This is a genomic window from Brachybacterium squillarum M-6-3 (genome assembly GCF_000225825.1).
In the GTDB taxonomy this organism is placed as follows: domain Bacteria; phylum Actinomycetota; class Actinomycetes; order Actinomycetales; family Dermabacteraceae; genus Brachybacterium; species Brachybacterium squillarum.
This window is the reverse complement of sequence record NZ_AGBX01000007.1, coordinates 108,999-132,127: the sequence shown is the minus strand read 5'-3', so window position 1 is coordinate 132,127 and position 23,129 is coordinate 108,999. Positions and strand designations below refer to the sequence as shown.

Below are 23,129 nucleotides of genomic sequence, written 5' to 3'. Positions count from 1 at the left end.
GACCGGCTCGGGGCCTGTCCACCGGATGGAGCCTGAGCGACATCGAACCCCGATCCGCGGGGGCGCTGTCGCTCAGGCTCCTTTCCGTGGACAGGAGGACGGGACACGGACGGCGGGAGATCGGGATGACGGAGCAGCGCCGCGGTGACGGTCCGCCCGGCCTGGTGATCGGCTACGACCCGCATCCGCCCGTCGTGATGGACCGCGCGATCGAGACCCTCGACCGGCTGCTGCGGCCCTGAGCGACGGGGGCGTGCTCAGCCCAGGCGGGTGAGGGCGAGCGTCCCGGCCAGCACCCGGTGCGGGGCGAAGCCCAGGGTGCAGCCGGCCGCGGCGATCAGCCCGCGCGGCAGTCCCCCGCTGAGGGAGGCGCGGAGGGTGAACAGCACGCCCGTGCCCGGGGTCAGGGCGGCGATCGGCATGGTCAGCCAGAGTTCGGGTCCCATGCCTCCACGTTCGGGGCGCGGAGGCGCTGGCAGAAGGGCCAAGCCCTCCCCGTCCAAGGGTGCCAAAGGCACCGCCCCGGGATCACACGGGATCAGCGCGGGGCGATCTCCCGACCCAGCAGCTCCTCCGTGAGCTCCCACGCACGCTCCGCGTCGGAGGGCCGGCGCAGAAAGGCGAAGCGCCGGGGCGGCGGCGGTGCGGGGCGTGCCCGCCAGGCCCACCCGGGAGGCGAGGCGGATGGCGCGCACGGCGAGCGAGTCCCCGCCGCGGTCGATCTCGGGGCGGGCGGCGAGCAGTCTGGTGGGGGCGACGCCCGGGTGGGCGACCGCGCTGGTGATTCCCCATCCCTCGGCGCGGCTGCGGCGGTCCAGCTCGTAGCCGAACAGGGCGACGGCGATCTTCGACTGGGCGTAGGAGCGGCCGCCGTCGTAGGAGAGCTCGGCGTTCGGGTCCTCCCAGAGCATGCGCCCGCTGCGGGCGGCGATGCTGGTCTGGGAGACGAGGCGGGCGCGGCCGGCGCGCAGCATCGGCAGCAGCTCGGCCACCAGGTCCGCATGTCCCAGGTGGTTGGTGCCCAGCTGCAGCTCGAAGCCGTCGGCGGTCTCCTGCCGCATGGGCGGGGTCATCACCCCGGCGTTGGCGATGAGCAGGTGCAGGGGCCGGCCCTCCGCCCGCAACACCGCGCCGAGGGCGCGCACGGAGGCCAGGGAGGAGAGGTCGAGGTCGGCGAGCTCGATCCGAGCCTCGGGGTGCGCGGCGGTGATCGCCGCGCGGGCCGCCTCTCCCTTCGTGCGGTTGCGGACCGGGAGGACCACCTCCGCGCCGGCTGCGGCCAGGGCCTCCGCGATCTCGCGGCCGATGCCGTGGCTGCCCCCGGTGACCAGCGCGCGTCGGCCGCGCAGGGAGGTGAGGTCGGGGGTGGACACGGCGGGCATGGGAGCTCCCCGTGGGTCGACGGTCGGTGAGGTCAGTCGGAGGGCTCGCCGAGGCGGCCGCCCACCCAGTCCACCCCGTCGAGCGACAGCTCCGCGGTCATGTCCGCGAGGAAGGCGGTGACGGTGTCGCGCTCGGCGGGATCGAGGCGCTGCACGGCGCGGACCCGGCGGGCCTGCAGGGCGCCCATCGTGTGCATGGCCGCGGTGCGGGTGGCGGGCTCGACCCGCACCACCAGGGCGCGGCGGTCGCTGGGGTGGGGCTCGCGGCGGACGTGACCGGCCTTCTCCAGCCGGTCCAGCAGCTTGGTGGTGGAGGCGCTGGAGATGCCCAGGTGCGCGGCGAGCCGGCCGGCGGTGGACAGCTCCCCCTGGTGCGCGGCGGCGATGAGGTGCTGGAGGGCCCGCATGTCGGTCTCGCCGAGGTCCATGTAGCGCATGGAGGCGTCGGCGAGGTCCTTCTCGGCCTGGCGCAGGTCGCCGAGGGCACGCATCAGGGCGTCGATCTGGGTGATGTCGTCGCCGGTGAGGGCGCTGCGGTCCACCAGTTCACCGTCGGGGTCGGCGGCGGCGAGGCGGTACACCCAGGAGCGGGCGGCGTCGGCGCGGTCGGCCCCGGCCGGGGCGTACTCCTCCCCCGGGGCGGGCTGCGCGTCGGGCTCGGTCACGCGGCACAGCATACGCCGGGACGCATCACGCCACGCTGATATCTTGCCAAGCTAGCGACTGTGGCACACTGGCGCCACCACCCGCTCTCCCCGCGGGCCCCGTCCCCACGCCGCCAGGAGCACCCCATGCCCCCCACGCACCGCCGCGACACCTCGACCCCGTCCGCATCGGACGACGCGCCGGATGAGGTCGGCCGGGACCACACGCATCGGGCGGTGGACGGAAGCACCTCCGCGGCGTCCCGCCCCCGGGTCCCCCGCGCGCTGCGCCTCCTGCTGCCGGCGGTGCTCATCGTGGTGTGGATCGCCGTGGCGGGTGTCGGGGGCCCCTACTTCGGGCGCATCGACGAGGTCTCCTCCAATGACCGCACCGCCTACCTCCCGGACTCCGCCGAGGCCACCCGTGTGGCCGAGCTGAGCGGCGAGTTCTCCGACTCCGAGGCGATCCCCGCGATCCTCGTCATCACCTCCGAGTCCGAACTCACCGAGGACCAGCTCGCCCAGATCACCGAGGCGGCCACCGCCCTCGACGAGGTCGACGGTGTGAGCGGCGACGTCTCCCCGCCCATCCCCTCCGAGGACGGCCTGGCCGTGCAGGTCTTCGTGCCGCTCGACGCCGAAGCCGACATCGCCGGAGTGGTCGAGGCCCTGGATGCGCAGCTCACCGAGGACCTGCCCGAGGGGCTGACCGCCTACGTCACCGGGCCGGCGGGCTTCTCGGCGGACCTCTCCGAGGCCTTCGCGGGCATCGACGGGATCCTGCTGCTGGTCGCGCTCGCCGCCGTGCTGGTGATCCTCATCGTCGTCTACCGCTCGCTGCTGCTGCCGCTGATCGTCCTGTCCACCTCGATGGTGGCGCTGACCGCGGCGCTGCTGGTGATCTGGCAACTCGCCAACGCCGGGGTGCTGCTGCTGAACGGTCAGACCCAGGGCATCCTGTTCATCCTCGTGATCGGCGCGGCCACCGACTACTCGCTGCTGCTGGTGGCCCGCTACCGCGACGAGCTGCTGCACGAGCCCTCCCGCTGGATCGCCGGGATGCGGGCGCTGCGCGGCACCGTCGAACCGGTCGCCGCCTCCGGCGGCACCGTCATCGCGGGCCTGCTGTGCCTGGCGCTGTCCGATCTGAAGTCGACCTCGACCCTGGGTCCCGTCACCGCGATCGGCATCGTCTTCGCGATGCTCGCGGCCCTCACCTTCCTTCCGGCCGTGCTGATGCTGCTGGGCCGGGTCGCCTTCTGGCCGCGGATGCCGAAGGTCGCCCCCGGCGCCGAGGCCTCGTCCGCCTCGGTGGAGGACCACGGCCTGTGGGGCCGGATCGCCCGCTGGGTGGCCGCCCGCCCGCGCCCGCTGTGGATCATCACCGCCCTGGCCCTGGCCATCGGCTGCCTCGGCCTCACCCAGCTCGACGCCGACGGCGTCCCGCAGTCTGAGCTGGTGCTCGGCGCCTCCGCCGCCCGCGACGGCCAGGAGGCCCTGGGCGAGCACTTCCCCGCCGGACAAGGCACCCCCGCCCAGGTCCTCACTTCCGAGGACGAGCTGCAGGACACGGCCGAGGTGCTGCTGGACAGCGACGGCGTGGACTCCGTGAGCGTGGTCGCCGCGGACTCCGCGAGCGGCTCGGCGGCGGTCACCGCCGAGGGCATCCAGGCCGTCGGCGCCCCCGACACCCCGACGCCGGAGCCCACCGTGGTCGACGGGCAGGTGCTGCTCGAGGCGACCCTCACCGACGCCCCGGACTCCGCGGCCGCCGAGGCCACGGTGCAGGAGCTGCGCTCCGCCCTGGATGCCGCCGGTCTGACGAACGCCCTGGTGGGCGGCGAGACCGCGACCGATCTGGACACCAACACCGCCTCGGTGCACGACCGCACCCTGATCATCCCGATCGTGCTGGTCGTGATCCTGGCGATCCTCATGCTGCTGCTGCGGGCCGTGATCGCCCCGCTGCTGCTGATCGCCGCCACGGTGCTGAGCTTCGGCACCGCCCTGGGCGTCTCCGCCGTCATCTTCGAGGTCGTCCTGGACTTCCCGGGGGCGGACCCCTCGGTGCCGCTGTTCGGCTTCGTGTTCCTGGTGGCGCTCGGCATCGACTACACGATCTTCCTCATGACCCGGGTGCGGGAGGAGGCCCGCACCCACGGCACCGCCGAGGGCGTGCAGCGCGGCCTCGCGGTCACCGGCGGTGTGATCACCTCCGCGGGCATCGTACTGGCGGCGACCTTCGCGGCCCTCGGGGTGATCCCGATCCTGTTCCTCGCGCAGCTCGCGGTGATCGTCGCCCTCGGCGTCCTGCTGGACACCCTGGTGGTGCGGACCATGCTGGTGCCGGCACTGTCCCTGGACATCGGCCGGGCCATCTGGTGGCCCTCGAAGCTCGCCCGTCGGGAGGGCACTCCCGGGGACTGACGGTCCGGCGCCGACGGGGCGGGTCTATGATTTGGGCACACGCCCAAATCGGGGCCCGCCCCGTGCCGTGCCCCGACCTCCCGGAAGGACTCCCCCGTGTCCACCACTCCCCTGCTCGCCGTCCTCGCCTGCGGACTGGTCACCCAGTGCCTGCTGCTGATCCCGATGGTGCCGGGCGGAAAGATCGACACCCGCGACTTCTCGGCGCTGCCCCGCTGGCAGTACCGCGGCTTCAATGTCCTGCTCACGACGCTCGGCCTCGCCACCCTGGTGACGGCGGGCATGGCCGTCGCGGGTCTCGCGGTCGCCGCCTGGCCCGCCCTCCTCGTCGCCCTGGTGTACGTCGCGGTGTTCGCGTCGGACCTGGGTGGGATCTTCCCCGTCGTCGAGGACGCCCTCCCGGTGCAGCTGCTGGTCCTGGAGGCGCTGTCGCTCGCGCTCGCCGGGTCCCTGGCCACGCTCGCCCTGATCGCGGTGCTCGGATGAGCGGCGACACCCGGGACCGGCTGCTCGCCGCGACGCGCACGGTGATCGCCGCCGAGGGCTGGGGCGCGGTCACCACCCGCCGGGTCGCGGAGGTCGCCGGGGTCGGCGCCGGCCTCGTGCACTACCACGCGGGCTCGGTGGCGGCGCTGCGCCGGGACGCCGTGCTGGACGTGCTCTCGGAGACCTTCGGCGGCGCCATGGCCGAGGGTCCCGCTTCGGCGGAGGACGTGGACCCCTGGCTGCGGCGGCTGCTGCTGCTCCCGGCCGCGGGTTCTCCCGCAGTGACGCCAGAGACCTTGCGCCTGCTGCACGAGTCCCTGCCCGCCGCGGCCCACGACGAGGCGCTGCGCGAAGCGATCGCCGAGCTGCTGCGCCGCTACCGCGCGGGGCTCACCGAGCACCTGCGGACGGTGGGCCTCGCCGAACCCGAGGCCACCGGGGCCCTGCTGGCGGCCCTGGTCGACGGCGCCCTGCTGCAGCGCTCCCTGGACCCACGGCTCGACTTGGAGCCGATCGTCGGATTGCTCTCGGCCCAGCTCAGGGCTGTCCGTCGCGACCTGTGAGGACCGAGCGCCACGATGCCGTCCGCAATTCGTGAGGTGCGTCCCTCCCGCGGACCACGCGGCGGTCCCGCCGCCGCGGCGACGGCACGGATCCGTACACTCCCCGGCATGGAGAACGCCGCGCCCGCCGCCCACCGCTACGTGCTCACCTTCGCCTGCGACGACCGCCCCGGCATCGTCCACGCGATCTCCGGGACCGTCGTGGACCTGGGCGGCAGCATCGCCGAGAGCCAGCAGTTCGACTCCGAGCTCACCGGGCGCTTCCACATGCGCCTGGAGTTCGTGACCGAGGCCGAGGAGCAGGCGGTCCGTGAGGCCTTCGCGCCGGTCGCCGAGCGCTTCGGCGCCGAGTCCTCGCTGGACGTCGTCGGCCGCCCGGTGCGCACCCTGATCCTGGCCTCGAAGGCCACGCACTGCGTGAACGACCTGCTGTACCACGTGGGCACGGGGGCGCTGCCGATCGAGGTGCCGCTGATCCTCGCCAACCACGAGACGCCGGGGGCACTGGCCGCCTTCCACGACGTGCCCTTCGAGCACCACGCCATCACCGATGCCGACCAGAAGGCCGCCTTCGAGGACCGGGTGCGCGCGGCCATCACCGAGCACGACATCGAGCTGGTGGTGCTGGCGCGCTACATGCAGATCCTCTCCCCCGAGCTGTGCGAGGAGTTGGCCGGGAAGGCCATCAACATCCACCACTCGTTCCTGCCGGGCTTCAAGGGCGCGGACCCCTATCGGCAGGCCCACGCCCGTGGCGTGAAGCAGATCGGCGCGACCGCTCACTACGTCACCAGCGACCTCGACGAGGGCCCGATCATCGAGCAGGAGGTGATCCGCGTGGACCACACCCGCTCCCCGCGGGAGCTGATGGCCATCGGTCAGGACACCGAGGTGCGCACCCTGCGCCAGGCCGTCGCCTGGTACGCCCAGCACCGGGTGCTGCTGGACGGCCAGCGCACCATCATCTTCCGCTGACCGCCCCCGCCCCGCGGGTGCCCCTCCGCCTCAGAAGACGGGGCGTCCGCCGGTGACACCGAGAACGGTGCCCGAGACGTAGCTGGCCTCGGCAGGGCTGGCCAGGAACACGAAGGCCCCGGCGACCTCGGCGGGCTGTCCCGCCCGTCCCAGGGGCGTGTCGCCCCCGAAGGCCGTGTAGTCCTCGCTGGGACGGGTCGCCACGTTCAGCGGGGTCCAGATCGGGCCGGGGGCGACGGCGTTCACCCGGATGCCGCGCGGGCCGAGGTCCCCGGCGAGGTTCGCCGTGAGGTTCGTGATCGCCGCCTTGGTGGCGGCGTAGTCCATCAGCGGCACCGAGGGGTCGTAGGACTGGATCGAGGTGCAGTTGACGATCGAGGCACCGGGACGCAGGTGCGCCAGAGCCTCCTGGGTGATCCAGAACATCGCCTCGAGATTCGTGGTGAGCGTGCGGTGCAGACGGTCGGACGTGATCCCGGCGAGGCCGGACGGCTCGGCCCGGCCCCACTGGAAGGCGGCGTTGTTGACCAGTACGTCCAGCCGTCCGAGCTCGTCGACGGTGCGGCCCGGCAGGGAGCGTGCCGTCTCCTCGTCCTGGATGTCGCCCGGCAGCAGCAGGGCGCGGCGCCCTGCCTCCCGGATCCAGCGGGCCGTCTCCTCGGCGTCCTCCTGCTCCTCGGGGAGGTAGGACAGGGCGACGTCCGCACCCTCCCGGGCGTAGGCGATGGCGACGGCGCGGCCGATGCCGGAGTCGCCGCCGGTGATGAGCGCGGTCAGGCCCTCGAGGCGGCCGTGGCCGACGTAGCTGTGCTCGCCGTGGTCGGGCTGCGGGGTCATCGCCCGGGTGCTGCCCGGGGGCTGCTGGTCCTGCGGCGCGAAGTGCGCCTCGCCGTCAGCGGTGCCGAGCTCATGGGCGCGGCGGGCCACCTCGGGGTCGAGGGTGCGGTCGGCGGGGGTGTGCTGCGACGCCACGGGGGCCTCCTTCGTCGGGCGGAGCGACCGGCGGGTTTGCGCGGTCGCTCCACCTTAGGCACGCGCTGAACTGCAACATCACCCCCGCCGACCGTTCGGAAGGGGGAGGAAGCGGACCCTTCGTGACCAAGCGGGACGGATCTCAGCCCTTCACGCCGCCCGCGGCGGCGAAGCCCTGGCCGAGGCTGCGGCCGAGGAACAGGTACAGCACCACCACCGGCAGCGAGTAGAAGATCGAGAACGCAGCCAGCTGCCCGTAGGCCACCTGCCCGTATTGCGAGGAGAAGGTGTACAGGGTGACGGCGGCCGGCAGGTGCTCGGGGCTGAGCAGGAGCATGAAGGGCACGAAGAAGTTGCCCCACATGCTGACGAAGGTGAAGATCGTGGCGACCGCGAGGCCGGAGCGCATCAGCGGCATCACCACCGACCACAAGGTGCGCAGCACGCCCGCGCCCTCCGTCCAGGCGGACTCCTCGATCTCCATCGGCACCCCGTCCATGAACCCCTTGGTGAGGAAGATGGCGTAGGGCAGGGCGCTGGCGCCCAGGAACAGGATCGCCCCGACCATCGAGTCGATGAGGTTCACCTGCACGAACAGGGAGTACACCGGGATCATGATCGCGGTGATGGGCAGACCGGTGGAGAAGATGATCGTCAGCAGCAGCGGCCGCTTCGCGCGGAAGCGGAAGCGGGACATCGGGTAGGCGCACAGCACCGCAGCGGTCATCGTCAGCAGGGTGGCCCCGCCGCAGAGGATCAGGGAGTTCCCGAGCGGCCGGAACGTGGTCTCGGTGGTCCAGATGGCCTGGAAGTTGCCCAGGCTCCAGGTCTCCGGCCAGGCCACGGCGAGGGAGGCCTCGGTGTCGAAGGAGGCCAGCACCACCCAGACCAGGGGCACCAGGAAGGCAAGGCCGATCACGATCATCACGAGCGTGCTGGCCAGCTGGCTGCCGCTCTCGCGGGAGCGGCCGCGGCGCGGCGCCGCGGGAGACGGGGTGGAGGGGCTGGCGGCGGTGGGGGCGTCGGTCGTGGTGGTCATCGCTTGTCGTCCTCCGGCAGCAGACGCAGGTAGATCAGGGAGGCGACCGCCCCGATCAGGAGCAGCAGCAGGGCCACGGCGGTGCCGTAGCCGAGCTGCCCGTAGGAGAAGGCCTGCTCGTACATGTACAGCGGCAGGGTCTGGCTCTGCCTGGCGGGCCCGCCGCCGGTCATGATGAAGATCAGGCCGAAGACGGAGAGCGTCTGCAGGGTGGTCAGCATCAGGTTGGTGGCGATCGCGGGCCGCAGCAGCGGCACCGTCACCGAGAAGAAGCGGCGGACGGGTCCGGCGCCGTCGATCGAGGCCGATTCGTACACGTCGGCGGGCACGGAGCTGAGCGCCGCCGAGTAGACCAGCATCGAGAAGGCGGCGCCGCGCCAGATGTTCGCGAAGCTCACCGCGATGATCGGGGCCGAGAACAGCAGCTCCTGGCCGGGCAGTCCGATCGAGGTGAGGATCAGGTTCAGGCTGCCCTCCCCCGCGAAGAAGGTGTACAGCAGGTACCCGGCGACGACCTCCGGCAGGATCCAGGCGGCGATCACGATGGAGGTGACCAGGAAGGTGATCACCCGGTTGGCGCGCTCCATCAGCATCGCCAGCACGACGCCGAGCACGTTCTGCCCGATCACGGCGGAGACGACGGTGAAAACGAGGGTCAGGGCCACCGAGTTCCAGAAGTCGCCGTCGGTGAGGGCGGAGGTGAAGTTGGACAGCCCCACGAAGCTGGTGTCGGCGGCGCCCTCGCCGCGGATGGCGCTGTCGGTGAAGGCCAGGTAGAGGGAGTAGATGATCGGCCCGGCCATGAAGCCGATCAGCAGCACCGCGGCGGGCAGCATCGGCAGGGCGCGGGCGGCGGTCAGCCGGTTCCCCAGCGAGGTGCGGCGCCGGCGCTGGGGCTCGGGGGCGGTCCGGGTGTCGGCGGCGGTGCTCATCACTCGGCCTCCTTGACGTTCTCGGGGCCGACGATGTCGGTGACGGTGGCGTCGTAGGCCGCGGCCGCGGCCTCGGGGCTGGTCCCGGTGAGCACGGCCTCCATCGCCTCCTGGATCGCGGAGGAGACCTCCGGGTAGGCCGGCAGCGCCGGACGGTAGTAGGCGGTCTCCAGCAGGTCGGTGAAGTAGCCGATCGCCGGGGAGTACCCGAGGTACTCCTCGTTCTCGGCGACGTCGGCGCGCACGGAGACGTGGTTGTCCTGGATCGCGTAGTCCACCAGGGTCGAGGTGGAGGTCAGCTCGGTGAGGAAGCGGAAGGCGAGGTCCCGGTCGGTGACGTGGACGGGGATGGACAGGCCCCAGCCGCCGGCCAGGGTGACGGTGCCGGTGCCGCCTCCGTCCATGGTGGGCATGTCGGCCAGGCCCATCACCTCGGGCCACTCGGGCCAGGGGCGTCCGGCGGTCTCGGTCCAGTTCTGGGAGATCCAGGAACCGTCCATGAGGATGCCGAGCTTCGCGTCGGGCAGCAGGCTGGTGTAGATCTGCTCGGAGATGTTGGGGTCCAGCAGGCTGCCCAACCCCATCGTCAGCTCCTCCTCGACGACGGTCTGCAGGAAGGTGAGGGCCTCGACGAAGCCCGGGGAGCCGAGGATCCACTGGGCGGCGTCGGGGTCGTAGAGGCCGCGGCCGCCGTCGGTGCCGTACAGCAGCATCTCGAAGCCCTGCATGGAGGCCTTCTCACCCTGCGGGGTGCCGGCGAACATGAAGAAGGGCGTGGCCTCCGAGTCGGAGTCCTTGATGGCGCGGGCGGCCTCGAGGATCTCCTCCCAGCTGCCGGGCTGCCAGTCCTCGGGCAGCCCCGCCTCGGCGAACACGTCCCGCTGGAACCAGAGGGCACGGGTGTCGGTGGTGATCGGCACCCCGTAGACCTCGCCGTCGGTGCTGGTGACGGCCACCTGGGAGGCCTCGGCGACATCGGCCCAGTGCTCCCAGCCCTCGACCAGGTCGGTGATGGGCTGCAGGTAGCCGGCGCCGACGTCGGAGAGCAGGATGAAGGAGTCCTCGTAGACCAGGTCGGGGCTGGTGCGCGGGGAGCTCATCAGCAGCTCGTTCTTGGTGAAGTAGTCGTTCTCGGCGGCGACGATGGGGATCAGCTCGACGGTGAGCTCCGGGTTGTCGGCGGAGAACCGCTCGGCGGCGGCGCTGATCCACTGCTGCTTGATGGTGCCGGAGCCGAACTGCTGGAAGGCGATGCGGATGGTGTCGGCGGAGCGGGAGCCGGCGCAGCCGGCAAGGGCCGTCAGCGGCAGCACCACGGCGGTGCCGGCGGTGAAGCGCAGGAAGCTCCGGCGATCGGGGAGCGGATGGGGATGGCGGGGCACGACGACCTCCTCGTCGACGTCGACGACCCTCCGCGGTGAGGGCCGTGCGGCGAGAGTAGCCTCCGTCACATCAACCGGCCGGGAGGCAGCCTGCGGGCGGCGTGGCGGGTCGGACGCATGTCCGACGTCCCGGATTCGGGGGCCTCATCGCTCCCGCGAGGATCCTCCTGGTTCCGCGCAGCAGAAGCGCTCGGCGGCCGCGGGGATCAGCGGCGGCGGGCGCGGCCGACACCCTGGTGGGCCTCCGCCTCGGCGTAGCGCATCCCGCGCGGCACCTGGGCGATCTCGAACCACCAGGCGGCCTGGCGCAGCAGCCGCACGTCCTGCCAGGGGACCTCGAAGTCGGGCTGTCGCCAGAGGGTGACGCCCACCCGCTCGCGGCGGCCGGTGGCGACCAGCAGCAGTCGGCGCAGCCGGGAGAGAGGGTGCGGGTCGGGCCGGGCGGAGGCGGGGATCGCGACGGTGGGGCCGTTGCCATCCAGGCCGAGCGGCCAGACGGTCTCGCCCCAGGCCAGCACGGCCTGGGAACCGTCACCGAGCACGACCGCCGGGGGCCGCAGGTCCTCGGCGCGGACGGTGCGGGGCGACAGCGGGGTGCCGCGCTCGATCACCTCGGGCTGCACCCAGGCGCCGGGCAGCACCAGCTTCCCGGCCACGCGGACGTCCACCAGCAGGGCGTCGGCCACGGGCTGCAGGGCGGGGGCGAGCACGCGGTCGTGGGCGAGGTCGCGGCGAGGGACGGCGATCACCCGCACCTCGCCGTGGTCGGCGGAGGCGCGGAGGTCATCGTCCCCGGGGCCGACCGGAGCGGCATCAGCGGTGAGCGGGAGCGCCACCCGGGTGCCGGGCAGCGGCGGCGCGGCGGGTCTCATCGGCGGAAGCGGGCGGCGGGTTCGTCGGACAGGGCGATCGCGATCTGCTCGCGGAAGCGCGCGTTCATCTCCGGGAGGGCATACAGCGGGAACCAGGCCGCCTCGGTGTTCTCCCCGTCCGCCGGGTGCGGTTCCCCCGCCTCGTGTGTGCACAGGAAGCACAGATCGAGGTACCGGGCGCGGTCGCCGTTGGGGTGGGTGATGGGCGCGATCGTCCGCACGTCGACCAGGCGCAGGGCGCGGCAGCGGATCCCGGCCTCCTCGAGCACCTCCCGCTCGGCGGCGACCGCGGGCTCCTCCCCCGGGTCCAGGATGCCGGTGACGGGCGTCCAGGCGCCGGAGTCGGCGCGCCGCACGCACAGCATCCGCTCCCGCGCGGCATCCAGCACCACGGCGCTGATGCCGGTGAGCCAGAGCTCCTGGTGGCCGATGTGCTCGCGCAGTTCGAGGATGAAATCGGGGGTGGGCATGATGCTCCTCGGTCGGGGTGCCGGCGCGGGGTGGGCGGGTGGCTGCCGCCCGGTCAGCGGCGGCGCTTCTCCCGGATTCGCACCCCGATCACCACCGGCGAGCCGGTGAACTCGAACTCCTCGCGCAGGCGGCGCTCGATGAAGCGGCGGTAGCCGTGCTCGAGGAAACCCGTGGCGAAGATGACGAAGCGGGGCGGGCGCGTCCGCGCCTGGGTGGCGAAGAGGATGCGCGCCTGCTTGCCGCCGCGCAGCGGATGCGGGTGGGCAGCCACCAGGGTGCCGAGGAAGGCGTTCAGGCGGCCGGTGGGGATGCGCTGGTCCCAGGACTCCAGCGCCGTCTCCAGCGCCGGGATCAGCCGGTCGGTGTGGCGGCCGGTGCTCGCGGAGATGTTGATCCGCGGCGCCCAGGAGACGTGCGCGAGGTCCTTCTCGATCTCGCGCTCGAGCTGCAGGCGGCGCTCCTCGTCCAGCAGGTCCCACTTGTTGAAGGCCAGCACCAGAGCGCGGCCGGATTCCAGGACCATGTCGATGATCTTGAGGTCCTGGGTGGAGATGGTCTCGCTGGCCTCGAGCAGCACGACGGCCACCTCGGCGCGGTCCAGGGCGGAACGGGTGCGCAGGGAGGCGTAGTAGTCGGCGCCCTGGGACTGCAGCACGCGGCGGCGGATGCCGGCGGTGTCCACGAAGGTCCACTCGCGGCCGTCGATCTCGATCTTCTCGTCGACCGGGTCGCGGGTGGTGCCGGCCAGCTCGTCGACCACCACGCGGTTCTCCCCCGCCAGGCGGTTCAGCAGGGAGGACTTGCCGACGTTGGGGCGGCCGACCAGGGCGATGCGGCGCGGCCCGTGGTCCACGGCGGCGCCGCGGCCCTCGCGGGGCAGCACCGCCATCACCGCGTCGAGCAGGTCGCCGGAGCCGCGGCCGTGCAGGGCGGAGACCGGGTGCGGCTCGCCCAGGCCCAGGTTCCACAGGGCGGCGGCCTCGAGCTCGCCGCGCGGGTCGTCGACCTTGTTGGCGACCAGCACGATGGGGCGCTCGCTGCGGCGCAGCACTTTCAGCAGCTGCTCGTCGGTGGTGGTGATGCCGACGTTCGCGTCGACCACGAACATCACCACGTCAGCGAGGTCCACCGCCAGCTCGGCCTGCTCGGCGACGCGGTAGGCGATGCCCTCGGCCTTCTCCTCCCAGCCGCCGGTGTCGACCAGCCAGAAGTCGCGGCCCGTCCACTCGGCCTCGTAGAACACCCGGTCGCGGGTGACGCCGGGGACGTCCTCGACGACGGCCTCGCGACGGCCGAGGATGCGGTTGACCAGGGTGGACTTGCCGACGTTGGGGCGGCCGACAACGGCGACCACGGGCAGCGGCACGTCGCGGCGGGCGCGCACGGCCTCGTCCTCGTCGTCCTCGTCCAGCAGGGCGAGGTCGTCCTCGTCCAGCTCGAACTCGGCCAGGCCCGCCCGCAGGGCGCCCGCGAACTCCTCGTCGTCCTCGACGGCGGGGGCGGCGCGGACCACCTCGACCTCAGCGGCGTCCTCGTCCCCGTCCTCGTCGGTCCCGACGGGCCGCGCGGCGGCGAGCTCGGCGCGGGCCTCCTCGACCAGCACCAGCACCCGCTCGACCACCTGGTCGATGGCCAGGCCGGTGGTGTCCACCGGGGTGACGCCCTCGGCGGCGGTGGTGAAGTCGGAGACCGCGGAGTCGTCGCGGTCGCGGCGCAGCACCTGGTCGGCCATGCGGGCGCGCACCTCCTCGTTGTCCTCGAGGGCGAGCTCGCCGGCGCGGCGGCGCATCCGCTCCTCGGGGCTCGCGGTCAGCAGCACCCGCACGGCGGCGTCCGGGGCGACCACGGTGGTGATGTCGCGGCCCTCGGCGACGCAGGCGCCCTTCTGGGCGGCGGCGGCGAAGAGCATGTCGCGCTGGCGGGCCTGCAGGATGGGCCGCACCAGGGTGTTGGTGGCGACGGCGCTGACCTGCTGGGAGATGCGCTCGGTGCGGATCGCGGCGGTGACGTCCTCGCCGCCGGCGATCACGACCGCCCCGGCGGGGTCGGTGCCGATCTCCAGCTCGAGGCCGGCGGCGATGTCGGCGATCGCCTCACGGTCCTCGAAGGGCACCTCGTGCTCGAGGGCCCACCAGGTCACGGCGCGGTACATGGCGCCGGTGTCGAGCATGCCGCCGCCGAGGGCCTCGGCCACGCGGCGGGAGACGGTGGACTTGCCGGATCCGGCGGGGCCGTCGATCGCGATGGTGACGCCGGGGGTGGGGGCGTTCCCCTCGACGGTGCGGGGCGGGAGCGCGTCGGAGTGCATCCCGCAAGGATACGGTGCTCAGCCCTCGGCGACGGTCCAGCCGCGCGCGGTGAGGGAGCGGGTGAGCAGCTCCTCACGGGTGGCCTCCACGGCGATGTGGGCGATGCCGACGGGTTGGCCCAGGGAGTGCTCCAGCCGGAGGTCCTCCAGGTTCACCCCGATCTCACCCATCTCGGTGAGCAGCCGGCCCAGCGCCCCGGGGCTGTCGGGCACCAGGACCCGCACGGCGGCGAAGGAGTCGGTGCCGCCGCCGTGCTTGCCGGGGATGCGGCGCACCCCGCGGTTGCCCTCGGTGACCAGGTCCGCGAGCGCGCGGCGGGAGCCGGTGCCGGGGTCGGGGTCCCCGGCCAGGGTGTCCAGGGCGGCGAGCACCTCGTCGGTGCGTCCGCGCACCTCGCGCAGCACCTCGCCGACGGCGGCGGCGTTCGCGCCGAGGATCTCGACCCACAGCCGGGGGTCGGAGTCGGCGATGCGGGTGGTGTCGCGCAGGCCCTGCCCGGCCAGCCCCAGACCCTGCTCGGTGGAGCCCAGCAGACTGGCGGCCAGCAGGCTCGCCATCACCTGCGGCACGTGGGAGACCCGGGCGACGGCGGTGTCGTGCGCGTCGGCAGCCATGGTGACGGGCACGGCGCCGATCTCGGTCGCCAGGCCGCGCAGCATGCTGGACGCCTCGGGGGCGGAGGTCTCGTGGGGCACCACCACGTAGGGCCGGCCCTGGAACAGGTCGCTGCGGGCGGAGATCACCCCGGAGACCTCGCGGCCGGCCATCGGGTGGGAGCCGACGTAGCGGCGCAGCTCGGCGGGCTCGGCGAGCCCGCGCAGGCCCTCCAGCACGGTGCCCTTGACGCTGGCGACGTCGGTGACCAGCGCGCCGGGCCAGCGGCGCAGGGCGTCCGCGACCAGCCGGGCGGCGACGTCGGGCGGGGCGGCGACGACCACCAGCGCCGGGTCCGGGTCGGTGTCCGTGGGGAGGCTGCCCACGCCGAGCTCGACGGCGAGGGCGGCGGTGCCCGGGGAGACGTCCTCGACCTGCACCTCGGCGCCGGCGCGGCGCAGGGCGAGGCCCAGGGAGCCGCCGATCAGGCCGGTGCCGATGATCCGGACCGGCGAGGGCACCAGGCTGCTGCGGCCGGCGCCGTGGGGGCCGGTCGCCGCTCCCCCACTGCTCACGGGGGTCACAGCCCGACCTCCGCCATCAGGGTGCCGAGCTCGCGGTCGGTCAGGGGGCGGCTCTGCCCGGGGACGAGGTCGCCGAGCAGCACGGGGCCGATGCGGGTGCGCACCAGCTGGGTGAGCTCGAAGCCCTGGGAGGCGAACATGCGGCGCACGATGCGGTTGCGACCCTCGTGGAGGGTCACCTCGACGACGGCCTCGCGGCCGTCCTGGGCGAGCACCCGGGCGCGGTCGGCGCGGGCCGGGCCGTCCTCCAGCTCGACCCCGTCGCGCAGGGTCTTCACCAGGCCGCGCGGCGGTCCTCCGGGGGCCTCGAAGCGGCACACGTAGGTCTTCCCCACCTCGAAGCTGGGGTGGGTGAGGCGGTGGGTGAGCTCGCCGTCGTTGCTGAGCAGCAGCAGCCCCTCGGTCTCGTAGTCGAGCCGGCCCACGTGGTAGAGCCGGTTGCCGTAGCCGGCGGTGAACTCCGTGAGGTCGCGGCGACCCTCGGGGTCGCTCATCGCGCTGACGACGTGGCGCGGTTTGTTGAGCACGACGGTGAGGGTGCCCTCGTCGAGCTGCAGGCGGCGGCCGTCCACGTGCACCACCTGGGTGGCGGGGTCGATGCGCACGCCCTGGGCGGTGACGATCTCGCCGTCCACGCTGACGCGGCCCTGGGCGATGATCGCCTCGCAGGCGCGGCGGGAGCCGAAGCCGGCGCGGGCCAGCACCTTCTGCAGGCGCTCGCCGCCCTCGGCGGGCGGGGCCGGGGCGCCCGGCTCCTCGGTCTCCGCGGCGGGCCGGGCGCTGCCGTCGGCCTCGCGCAGTCGCACCTCCCGCGGCGGGGTGAAGGCGCTGCGGCGGCGCTGGCCGCCGCTGCTCTTACCGGCCCCGCCCGGGGTGCCGGGGCGGGATCCGCGGCGCGCCATCAGGCCGCGGCGCCACGGGAGATGAGCTCCCGGGCGAGCTGCCGGTAGGCGTCGGCCCCCTTGGTGGATCCGGCGTAGGAGATGATCGGCTCGGCCGCGACGGAGGCGTCGGGGAACTTCACGGTGCGGTTGATGGTGGTGTGGAATACCTTGTCCGGGAAGGCCTCGACCACGCGCTGGCAGACCTCGCGGGCGTGCAGGGTGCGCGGGTCGAACATGGTGATGACGATGCCGTCGATCTCCAGCCGCGGGTTGATGCGGTCCTGGACCTTCTCGATGGTCTCCACCAGCAGGGCCACGCCGCGCAGCGCGAAGTACTCGGCCTCCAGCGGGATGATCACGCCGTGGCTCGCGGCCAGCGCGTTCACGGTGAGCAGGCCCAGGGAGGGCTGGCAGTCGATGATGATCACGTCGTAGTCGTCGGAGACCTGGCGCAGCACCCGGGCCAGCGCCATCTCGCGGGCGACCTCGTTGACCAGCTGCACCTCGGCGGCGGAGAGGTCGATGTTGGCGGGCAGCACGTCCAGGTTCTCGGTGCTGGTCTCCTGGATCACGTCGCGCACCTCGTGGGAGCGGTCCATCAGCAGGTTGTAGACGGTCACGTCGAGCTCGTAGGGGTTCACGCCGGTGCCGGCGGAGAGGGCGCCCTGCGGGTCCAGGTCCACCAGCAGCACCTTCCGGCCGAGCTCCGCGAGGGCCGCGCCGAGGTTGATGACGCTGGTGGTCTTCCCCACCCCGCCCTTCTGGTTCACCATCGAGATGATCCGGGCGGGCCCGTGGCCGTCCAGGGGGGCGGGCTCCGGCAGCTCGGGCATCGGACGACCGGTGGGTCCGAGGTCGATGTCGAGCTGCTGGTGCGAGGAGGGGCTCACGAGGATGTCCTGTCGTCGTCGTGGTCGGGGCGGGCCGCGGCGCCGCCCTGGGGCCGCCCAAGTCTAAGCCCCACTCAGGGGGCACGCCGGGCGCGGGGATGCGCCTGGGCGTGCACCTCCCGCAGGGAGTCGACGGTGACCTGGGTGTAGAGCTGGGTGGTGGTCACGGAGGCGTGGCCCAGCAGCTCCTGCACGGCGCGCACGTCCGCGCCGCCCTGCAGCAGGTGGGTCGCGTAGGAGTGCCGCAGGGTGTGCGGGCTCACCTCGGCGGTGATGCCGGCGGCCTGGGCGGCGCGCTGGACGATCTGCCAGGCGGCCTGCCGGGTGAGGCGGGTGCCGCGGGAGCCGAGGAGGATCGCGGGGGTGCCCCGGCCACGGCGGGCCAGGGTGGGGCGGCCCCGGGTGAGGTAGGCGTCCAGGGCGTCCAGGGCGTAGCCGCCGACGGGCACCACGCGGTGCTTGTCGCCCTTGCCGCGCAGCACGGCGGAGCGCTGCTCGCGGTCGACGTCGTCCACGTCCAGGCCCACGGCCTCGGAGATGCGGGCGCCGAGCCCGTAGAGGATCTCCAGCAGTGCCCGGTCGCGCAGGGCCCGCTCGGCGGCGTCGCGGCCGGTTCCGGGCCTGCCGGCGGCCTCCAGCAGGGCGGTGACCTCGGCGATCGGCAGCGGATGCGGGAGCCGCCGGGGCAGGGCGGGGCTCGGCACCACCCGGGTGGGGTCGCCGGTGTCCGAGGCGCGCTCGGCGTCGAGGAAGCCGTGCAGGCCGCGCACCGCGGCCATCGCGCGGGCGGCGGAGGAGACCGCCAGGGCCGCTCCCCCGTCCTCACCGCTGCGCAGCACCTGCAGGAAGGAGGCGGCGGTGGCCGGGTCCACGGAGCCGACCGCCACGCCGGCGGCCTCGAGGTGGCGCAGGTAGCGCACGAGGTCGCGGCGGTAGGCGGCCAGGGTGTTGGCGGAGAGCCCGCGCTCGATCCGCAGATGGGAGAGGTACTGCTCGAGCAGGCGCCGCGCGGTGGGGGCGAGCTGTTCCGCGGGGTCGGCGGCGGCCTCGCCGCGGCCGCTCACAGCTGCACGAAGGGGTCGATCGCGAGGGCGACGAAGAGGATCGTGAGGTAGGTGATGGAGCCGTGGAACACGGTCATCGGGGCGAGCTGCTTGCCGGTCAGGCCGCGGCGGCTGCGCAGGGCGTAGCGCACCACCAGGAAGCCGAACCAGGCGCCGGCGCCGACGGCGGCGAGGCCGTACACCCAGCCGGTGTGGCCCAGCGGGATGATCGCGAGGCTCGCGGCGATCATCGCGGCGGTGTGGCCGAGCATCTGCATGGCGACGCTGCGGCGGGAGGCGACCACGGGGAGCATCGGCACCCCGGCCTCGGCGTAGTCCTTGGTGAACTTCTCGGCGAGCGGCCAGTAGTGCGGCGGGGTCCAGAAGAAGATCACCAGGAACAGCAGCACGGCGGTCCAGGAGACGGTTCCGGTCACGGCCGACCAGCCGATCAGCACGGGCATGCAGCCGGCCACGCCGCCCCAGACGATGTTCTGGGAGGTGCGGCGCTTGAGGATCATCGTGTAGAAGACGACGTACAGCAGGATCGCGGCGACCGCGAGCACGGCGGAGACCACGTTGACCAGCAGGCCCAGCCACACGGCGGACAGCGCGGAGATCGCGATGCCGAAGATCAGCCCTGCGCGGGGCGAGATCTCGCCGGTCACCAGCGGACGGTTGCGGGTCCGCTTCATCTTCGCGTCGATGTCGCGGTCCAGGTACATGTTCAGCGCGTTGGCGCCGCCCGCGGCGAGGTAGCCGCCCACCATCGTGGTGAGGATCAGCACCGGGGAGGGGAAACCGCCCGCGGCCAGGAACATGGTGGGGATCGTGGTGATCAGCAGCAGCTCGATGATGCGCGGCTTGGTCAGCGCGAGATAGTTGCGCAGCACGCGGCGCGGGGAGCGCTCGGGGGCGGGAGCGGTGCTCGGGGAGCCCTCGTGGATCGCGGATCCTCGGGCGTCCTGGGTGGAGGTCACCGCCCACCGTCCTTCCTGACGAGGTCGCGACCGTGCGCCGCGTCGAACAGCGCCATCCTACGGGGTCCCAGGTCCCGGCACCGGCAGCGGCGGCGCCCCGCGGGGGTGAGACCTCGCACCCCGCTTGCGACCCGCACCGCCCCGGACGGCGCGGGAGGGGGACGGCGCGTCCGCTTCGCCCACCGCGAACAGGGCGGCGGAGCGTGGACGTGCCCGGCGGAACGTCCCGGGGAGGACTAGGGTGGTCGTGTCACTTCGCGCCCCGCGCCCACGCCGCGTCCTGCGCGGCGGGCGCGCCGGGCGGAGACGGCCGACCCCGCGGCGACCTCGCCGCCACCCGCCGAAAGGAATCACGACCCGTGACCGACACCTTCAAGGCCCCCGAGGGCTGGACCGATCTCGACAAGCGTGCGGTGGACACCGTGCGCGTGCTCGCCGCCGACGCGGTGGAGAAGGTCGGCAACGGCCACCCCGGCACCGCGGTCAGCCTCGCTCCCGCCGCGTACCTGCTCTACCAGGACATCATGCGCCACGACCCGACCGCCCCCCGGTGGATCGGCCGTGACCGCTTCGTGCTCTCCGCCGGCCACTCGAGTTTGACCCAGTACATCCAGCTGTACCTGGGCGGCTGGGGCCTGGAGCTGGAGGACATCGAGGCGCTGCGCACCTGGGGCTCGAAGACCCCCGGCCATCCCGAGAACTTCCACACCACCGGCGTGGAGATCACCACCGGCCCGCTGGGCCAGGGCGTCGCCTCGGCCGTGGGCATGGCGATGGCCCAGCGCCGCGAGCGCGGCCTGCTGGACCCGGAGGCCGCCGAGGGCACCAGCCCCTTCGACCACTTCACCTACGTGATCGTCTCCGACGGCGACCTCCAGGAGGGCGTGAGCAGCGAGGCCAGCTCCCTGGCCGGCACCCAGCAGCTCGGCAACCTCATCGTCATCTGGGACGACAACGAGATCTCCATCGAGGGCGACACCTCGATCGCCTTCACCGAGGACACCGCCGCTCGCTACGCCGCCTACGGCTGGGACGTGCGCGAGGTCGACTGGACGGGCGGCGGCACCGAGTACGTCGAGGACGTCGCCGCGCTGAAGCAGGCCATCGTCGAGGGCCAGCAGGTCACCGACAAGCCCACCTTCATCCGCCTGCGCACCGTCATCGGCTGGCCCACCCCCGAGGTGGCCGGCAGCCACTCCGTGCACGGCGCCGCCCTGGGCGCCGAGGCCGTCGCCGGGCTGAAGAAGGAGCTCGGCTTCGACCCCGAGGCCACCTTCGAGGTCTCCGACGAGGTCATCGCCCACACCCGCGCCCTCGCCGAGCGCGCCGCGACCGCCCGCAACGAGTGGGAGCAGCGGTACAACGCCTGGCGCGAGGCCAACCCCGAGAACGCGGCCCTGCTGGACCGGCTCGAGAACCGCGAGCTGCCCGAGGGCTTCGCCGACGCCTTCCCGACCTTCGAGGCCGACGCCAAGGGCATCGCCACCCGCGCCGCCTCCGGCAAGGTGCTCGAGGCCCTCGCCCCCGTGATGCCCGAGCTGTGGGGCGGCAGCGCCGACCTCGCCGGCTCGAACAACACCACCATGAAGGGCGAGCCCTCCTTCCTGCCCTCGGAGCACGGCTCCGACATGTTCCCGGGCAACCCCTACGGCCGCACCCTGCACTTCGGCATCCGCGAGCACGCGATGGGCTCCATCGTCTCCGGCATCGCCCTGCACGGCCTGACCCGCCCCTACGGCGGCACCTTCTTCCAGTTCGCCGACTACATGCGCGGCGCGGTCCGCCTCGCGGCGCTGATGAAGGTCCCCGCCACCTACGTGTGGACCCACGACTCCATCGGCCTCGGCGAGGACGGCCCGACCCACCAGCCGGTCGAGCACCTCGCGGCCTACCGCGCGATCCCGAACCTGTCGATCGTGCGCCCGGCCGACGCCAACGAGACCGCCGTGGCCTGGCGCGCCACCCTCGAGCGCGACGCCGGGCCGGTCGGCCTGGTCCTGTCCCGCCAGGCGCTGCCCACCTTCGACCGCGAGGAGTACGCCTCCGCCGAGGGCCTCACCCGCGGTGGCTACGTGATGAAGGACGCCGCCTCCGGCGAGCCCGAGCTGATCCTCATCGCCACCGGCTCCGAGGTGCAGTACGCCGCCGAGGCGCAGCAGCAGCTCGAGTCCGAGGGCGTCGCCACCCGCCTGGTCTCCATGCCGTCCCTCGAGTGGTTCGAGGAGCAGGACGAGGCCTACCGCGAGTCCGTGCTGCCCTCCTCGGTGACCGCCCGCGTCACCGTCGAGGCCGGCATCGCGATGCCTTGGTTCCGCCTGCTCGGGGTGCACGGCCGCGCCGTGTCCCTGGAGCACTACGGCGCCTCCGCGGACGCGAAGACCCTCTTCCGCGAGTTCGGCTTCACCGCCGAGGCCGTGGTCGAGGCCGCCCGCGACTCCCTGGCCGCCTCGCGCGCCTGATCCGCCTCCGGGGCGGGGCCGCGTCCGCGCGGCCCCGCCCCGGTCCCCCTCCGCTCGACGCAGGGCGCTCCCGCGCCCGGAAGGACGAATCCCCATGACGAGCAACCCCCGCACCCAGGCCCTCTCCGACGCCGGCGTCTCCATCTGGCTCGACGACCTCTCCCGCTCCCGCCTGCAGACCGGCAACCTCGCCGAGCTGATCGAGAGCCGCAACGTGGTCGGCGTGACCACCAACCCCTCGATCTTCCAGGCGGCCATCTCCGGCGCCGAGGACTACGACGCGGACATCGCCGCCCTCGCCGCCGAGGGCAAGGACGTCGACGCCGTGATCGAGAAGCTCACCACCGACGACGTGCGCGCCGCCGCCGAGCTGTTCTCGGACATCTACGCCTCCTCGGGCGGCTTCGATGGCCGGGTCTCCATCGAGGTCGACCCGCGCCTGGCCCACGAGACCGACGAGACCATCGAGCAGGCGAAGCACCTGCACGAGATCGTCGGCCGCGAGAACGTGATGATCAAGATCCCCGCCACCGAGGAGGGCCTGCCGGCCATCACCGCGGTGATCGCCGAAGGCATCAGCGTCAACGTCACCCTGATCTTCTCCGCCGCCCGTTACCAGCAGGTGATCGAGGCCTACCTGACCGGTCTCGAGCAGGCCGCGGAGGCCGGCAAGGACCTCTCCACCATCCACTCGGTGGCCTCCTTCTTCGTCTCGCGCGTCGACTCCGAGATCGACAAGCGCCTGGCCGAGCTGGGCGGCGAGGCCGAGACCATGCGCGGCTCCGCCGGCGTCGCCAACGCCGAGGCCGCCTTCGGCGAGTACCTGGTGGCCTTCTCCTCCGAGCGCTTCGCGGCGCTGAAGGCCCAGGGCGCGAACGTGCAGCGTCCGCTGTGGGCCTCGACCGGGGTGAAGAACCCCGAGTACCCGGACACCCTCTACGTGGACCGCCTGGTCGCCGACCCGAGCGTGAACACCATGCCGGAGAAGACCCTGGACGCGGTCGCCGACCACTCGGAGCCCGGCACCCCGCTGTCGGCCGAGACCGCCGAGAGCGGCGAGGCCGTGCTCGGACGTCTCGCGGAGGCCGGCATCGACCTGGCCGACGTGTTCGCCCTCCTCGAGCGCGAGGGCGTCGAGAAGTTCGAGCAGGCCTGGGAGGAGCTGATCTCCACGGTCTCCGCCTCGGTGGAGTCCGCCCGCTCCTGATCCCCACCCCGAGCACGGTCCGCCTCCCGCGGCG

At 73.2% G+C, this 23,129-nt stretch carries 20 protein-coding genes; 6 read left to right on the top strand and 14 right to left on the bottom strand.

Features of this window, described 5'->3' with window-relative positions; genetic code table 11:
• Positions 1-257 precede the first annotated feature (257 nt).
• Both OM98_RS10145 and OM98_RS10140 read right to left on the bottom strand, forming a co-directional pair.
• Positions 258-1,382, bottom strand: coding sequence for an SDR family oxidoreductase (locus tag OM98_RS10145; protein WP_010534513.1), 1,125 nt, complete (start codon positions 1,380-1,382; stop codon positions 258-260).
• Positions 1,383-1,414: 32 nt separating this feature from the next.
• Entirely contained in the window at positions 1,415-2,047 is a 633-nt protein-coding gene (locus OM98_RS10140; RefSeq protein ID WP_245528764.1) for a MarR family winged helix-turn-helix transcriptional regulator, read from the bottom strand.
• Positions 2,048-2,173: 126 nt separating this feature from the next.
• On the opposite strand from OM98_RS10140, the gene OM98_RS10135 reads away from it, so the two are divergent.
• The 4 genes from OM98_RS10135 to OM98_RS10120 all read left to right on the top strand — a co-directional run bounded on the left by OM98_RS10135 (position 2,174) and on the right by OM98_RS10120 (position 6,477).
• On the top strand, positions 2,174-4,453 hold the full coding sequence (locus OM98_RS10135; RefSeq protein WP_010534511.1) for an MMPL family transporter: 2,280 nt from the start codon (positions 2,174-2,176) through the stop codon (positions 4,451-4,453).
• Positions 4,454-4,549: 96 nt separating this feature from the next.
• Positions 4,550-4,939, top strand: a complete 390-nt coding sequence (locus tag OM98_RS15625; RefSeq protein WP_010534510.1) for a DUF8051 family protein — start codon at positions 4,550-4,552, stop codon at positions 4,937-4,939.
• Entirely contained in the window at positions 4,936-5,502 is a 567-nt protein-coding gene (locus tag OM98_RS15620) for a TetR/AcrR family transcriptional regulator (RefSeq protein ID WP_010534509.1), read from the top strand. Before OM98_RS15625 ends, OM98_RS15620 begins: the two co-directional genes overlap by 4 nt.
• Before the next feature lie 108 nt (positions 5,503-5,610).
• On the top strand, positions 5,611-6,477 hold the full coding sequence (locus tag OM98_RS10120) for a formyltetrahydrofolate deformylase (protein ID WP_010534508.1): 867 nt from the start codon (positions 5,611-5,613) through the stop codon (positions 6,475-6,477).
• A gap of 30 nt (positions 6,478-6,507) precedes the next feature.
• Here the strand turns inward: OM98_RS10120 and OM98_RS10115 are convergent, their stop codons facing one another.
• From OM98_RS10115 to OM98_RS10060, 12 genes are all read right to left on the bottom strand, one after another.
• The gene (locus OM98_RS10115; RefSeq protein ID WP_010534507.1) at positions 6,508-7,449 is read right to left on the bottom strand and encodes an SDR family oxidoreductase; all 942 of its coding nucleotides are present in this window, start codon (positions 7,447-7,449) and stop codon (positions 6,508-6,510) included.
• A 142-nt stretch (positions 7,450-7,591) separates the two neighbouring features.
• Positions 7,592-8,488, bottom strand: a complete 897-nt coding sequence (locus OM98_RS10110; protein ID WP_010534506.1) for a carbohydrate ABC transporter permease — start codon at positions 8,486-8,488, stop codon at positions 7,592-7,594.
• Positions 8,485-9,420 carry a carbohydrate ABC transporter permease gene (locus OM98_RS10105; protein ID WP_010534505.1) on the bottom strand — a complete coding sequence of 312 codons (936 nt, stop codon included), beginning with the start codon at positions 9,418-9,420 and terminating at the stop codon, positions 8,485-8,487. Before OM98_RS10105 ends, OM98_RS10110 begins: the two co-directional genes overlap by 4 nt.
• Entirely contained in the window at positions 9,420-10,802 is a 1,383-nt protein-coding gene (locus tag OM98_RS10100) for an extracellular solute-binding protein (protein WP_010534504.1), read from the bottom strand. The genes OM98_RS10105 and OM98_RS10100 overlap by 1 nt, the downstream gene beginning before the upstream one ends.
• 206 nt (positions 10,803-11,008) lie before the next feature.
• Positions 11,009-11,674 carry a hypothetical protein gene (locus OM98_RS10095; protein ID WP_010534503.1) on the bottom strand — a complete coding sequence of 222 codons (666 nt, stop codon included), beginning with the start codon at positions 11,672-11,674 and terminating at the stop codon, positions 11,009-11,011.
• Positions 11,671-12,144 (bottom strand): NUDIX hydrolase, encoded by a 474-nt coding sequence (locus OM98_RS10090; protein WP_010534502.1) that lies wholly within the window; start codon positions 12,142-12,144, stop codon positions 11,671-11,673. Before OM98_RS10090 ends, OM98_RS10095 begins: the two co-directional genes overlap by 4 nt.
• A 53-nt stretch (positions 12,145-12,197) precedes the next feature.
• The gene (der, locus tag OM98_RS10085; protein WP_010534501.1) at positions 12,198-14,453 is read right to left on the bottom strand and encodes a bifunctional cytidylate kinase/GTPase Der; all 2,256 of its coding nucleotides are present in this window, start codon (positions 14,451-14,453) and stop codon (positions 12,198-12,200) included.
• An 18-nt stretch (positions 14,454-14,471) separates the two neighbouring features.
• Positions 14,472-15,632 carry a prephenate dehydrogenase gene (locus OM98_RS10080; protein WP_010534500.1) on the bottom strand — a complete coding sequence of 387 codons (1,161 nt, stop codon included), beginning with the start codon at positions 15,630-15,632 and terminating at the stop codon, positions 14,472-14,474.
• Positions 15,629-16,534 carry a pseudouridine synthase gene (locus OM98_RS10075; RefSeq protein WP_010534499.1) on the bottom strand — a complete coding sequence of 302 codons (906 nt, stop codon included), beginning with the start codon at positions 16,532-16,534 and terminating at the stop codon, positions 15,629-15,631. The genes OM98_RS10080 and OM98_RS10075 overlap by 4 nt, the downstream gene beginning before the upstream one ends.
• Positions 16,534-17,406, bottom strand: a complete 873-nt coding sequence (locus OM98_RS10070) for a ParA family protein (RefSeq protein ID WP_010534498.1) — start codon at positions 17,404-17,406, stop codon at positions 16,534-16,536. Before OM98_RS10070 ends, OM98_RS10075 begins: the two co-directional genes overlap by 1 nt.
• Positions 17,407-17,480: 74 nt before the next feature.
• Positions 17,481-18,470 carry a site-specific tyrosine recombinase XerD gene (locus tag OM98_RS10065; RefSeq protein ID WP_010534497.1) on the bottom strand — a complete coding sequence of 330 codons (990 nt, stop codon included), beginning with the start codon at positions 18,468-18,470 and terminating at the stop codon, positions 17,481-17,483.
• Entirely contained in the window at positions 18,467-19,429 is a 963-nt protein-coding gene (locus OM98_RS10060) for a heme o synthase (protein ID WP_010534496.1), read from the bottom strand. Before OM98_RS10060 ends, OM98_RS10065 begins: the two co-directional genes overlap by 4 nt.
• A gap of 359 nt (positions 19,430-19,788) precedes the next feature.
• Here OM98_RS10060 and tkt point away from each other — a divergent pair, with 359 nt between their 5' ends.
• Together tkt and tal are read left to right on the top strand one after the other, a co-directional pair.
• A complete protein-coding gene (tkt, locus tag OM98_RS10055) occupies positions 19,789-21,888 on the top strand; it encodes a transketolase (protein WP_010534495.1) in 2,100 nt (699 codons plus the stop codon).
• A 94-nt stretch (positions 21,889-21,982) separates the two neighbouring features.
• On the top strand, positions 21,983-23,095 hold the full coding sequence (gene tal, locus OM98_RS10050) for a transaldolase (RefSeq protein WP_010534494.1): 1,113 nt from the start codon (positions 21,983-21,985) through the stop codon (positions 23,093-23,095).
• Positions 23,096-23,129: the final 34 nt, after the last annotated feature.

What these genes read in the sequence shown, in the direction of transcription:
- OM98_RS10145 (WP_010534513.1), bottom strand. Translation starts at nt 1,382, where the DNA reads ATGCCCGCCGTGTCCACCCCCGACCTCACCTCCCTGCGCGGCCGACGC.
- OM98_RS10135 (WP_010534511.1), top strand. Translation starts at nt 2,174, where the DNA reads ATGCCCCCCACGCACCGCCGCGACACCTCGACCCCGTCCGCATCGGAC.
- OM98_RS15620 (WP_010534509.1), top strand. Translation starts at nt 4,936, where the DNA reads ATGAGCGGCGACACCCGGGACCGGCTGCTCGCCGCGACGCGCACGGTG.
- OM98_RS10120 (WP_010534508.1), top strand. Translation starts at nt 5,611, where the DNA reads ATGGAGAACGCCGCGCCCGCCGCCCACCGCTACGTGCTCACCTTCGCC.
- OM98_RS10110 (WP_010534506.1), bottom strand. Translation starts at nt 8,488, where the DNA reads ATGACCACCACGACCGACGCCCCCACCGCCGCCAGCCCCTCCACCCCG.
- OM98_RS10105 (WP_010534505.1), bottom strand. Translation starts at nt 9,420, where the DNA reads ATGAGCACCGCCGCCGACACCCGGACCGCCCCCGAGCCCCAGCGCCGG.
- OM98_RS10095 (WP_010534503.1), bottom strand. Translation starts at nt 11,674, where the DNA reads ATGAGACCCGCCGCGCCGCCGCTGCCCGGCACCCGGGTGGCGCTCCCG.
- OM98_RS10090 (WP_010534502.1), bottom strand. Translation starts at nt 12,144, where the DNA reads ATGCCCACCCCCGATTTCATCCTCGAACTGCGCGAGCACATCGGCCAC.
- der (WP_010534501.1), bottom strand. Translation starts at nt 14,453, where the DNA reads ATGCACTCCGACGCGCTCCCGCCCCGCACCGTCGAGGGGAACGCCCCC.
- OM98_RS10075 (WP_010534499.1), bottom strand. Translation starts at nt 16,534, where the DNA reads ATGGCGCGCCGCGGATCCCGCCCCGGCACCCCGGGCGGGGCCGGTAAG.
- tal (WP_010534494.1), top strand. Translation starts at nt 21,983, where the DNA reads ATGACGAGCAACCCCCGCACCCAGGCCCTCTCCGACGCCGGCGTCTCC.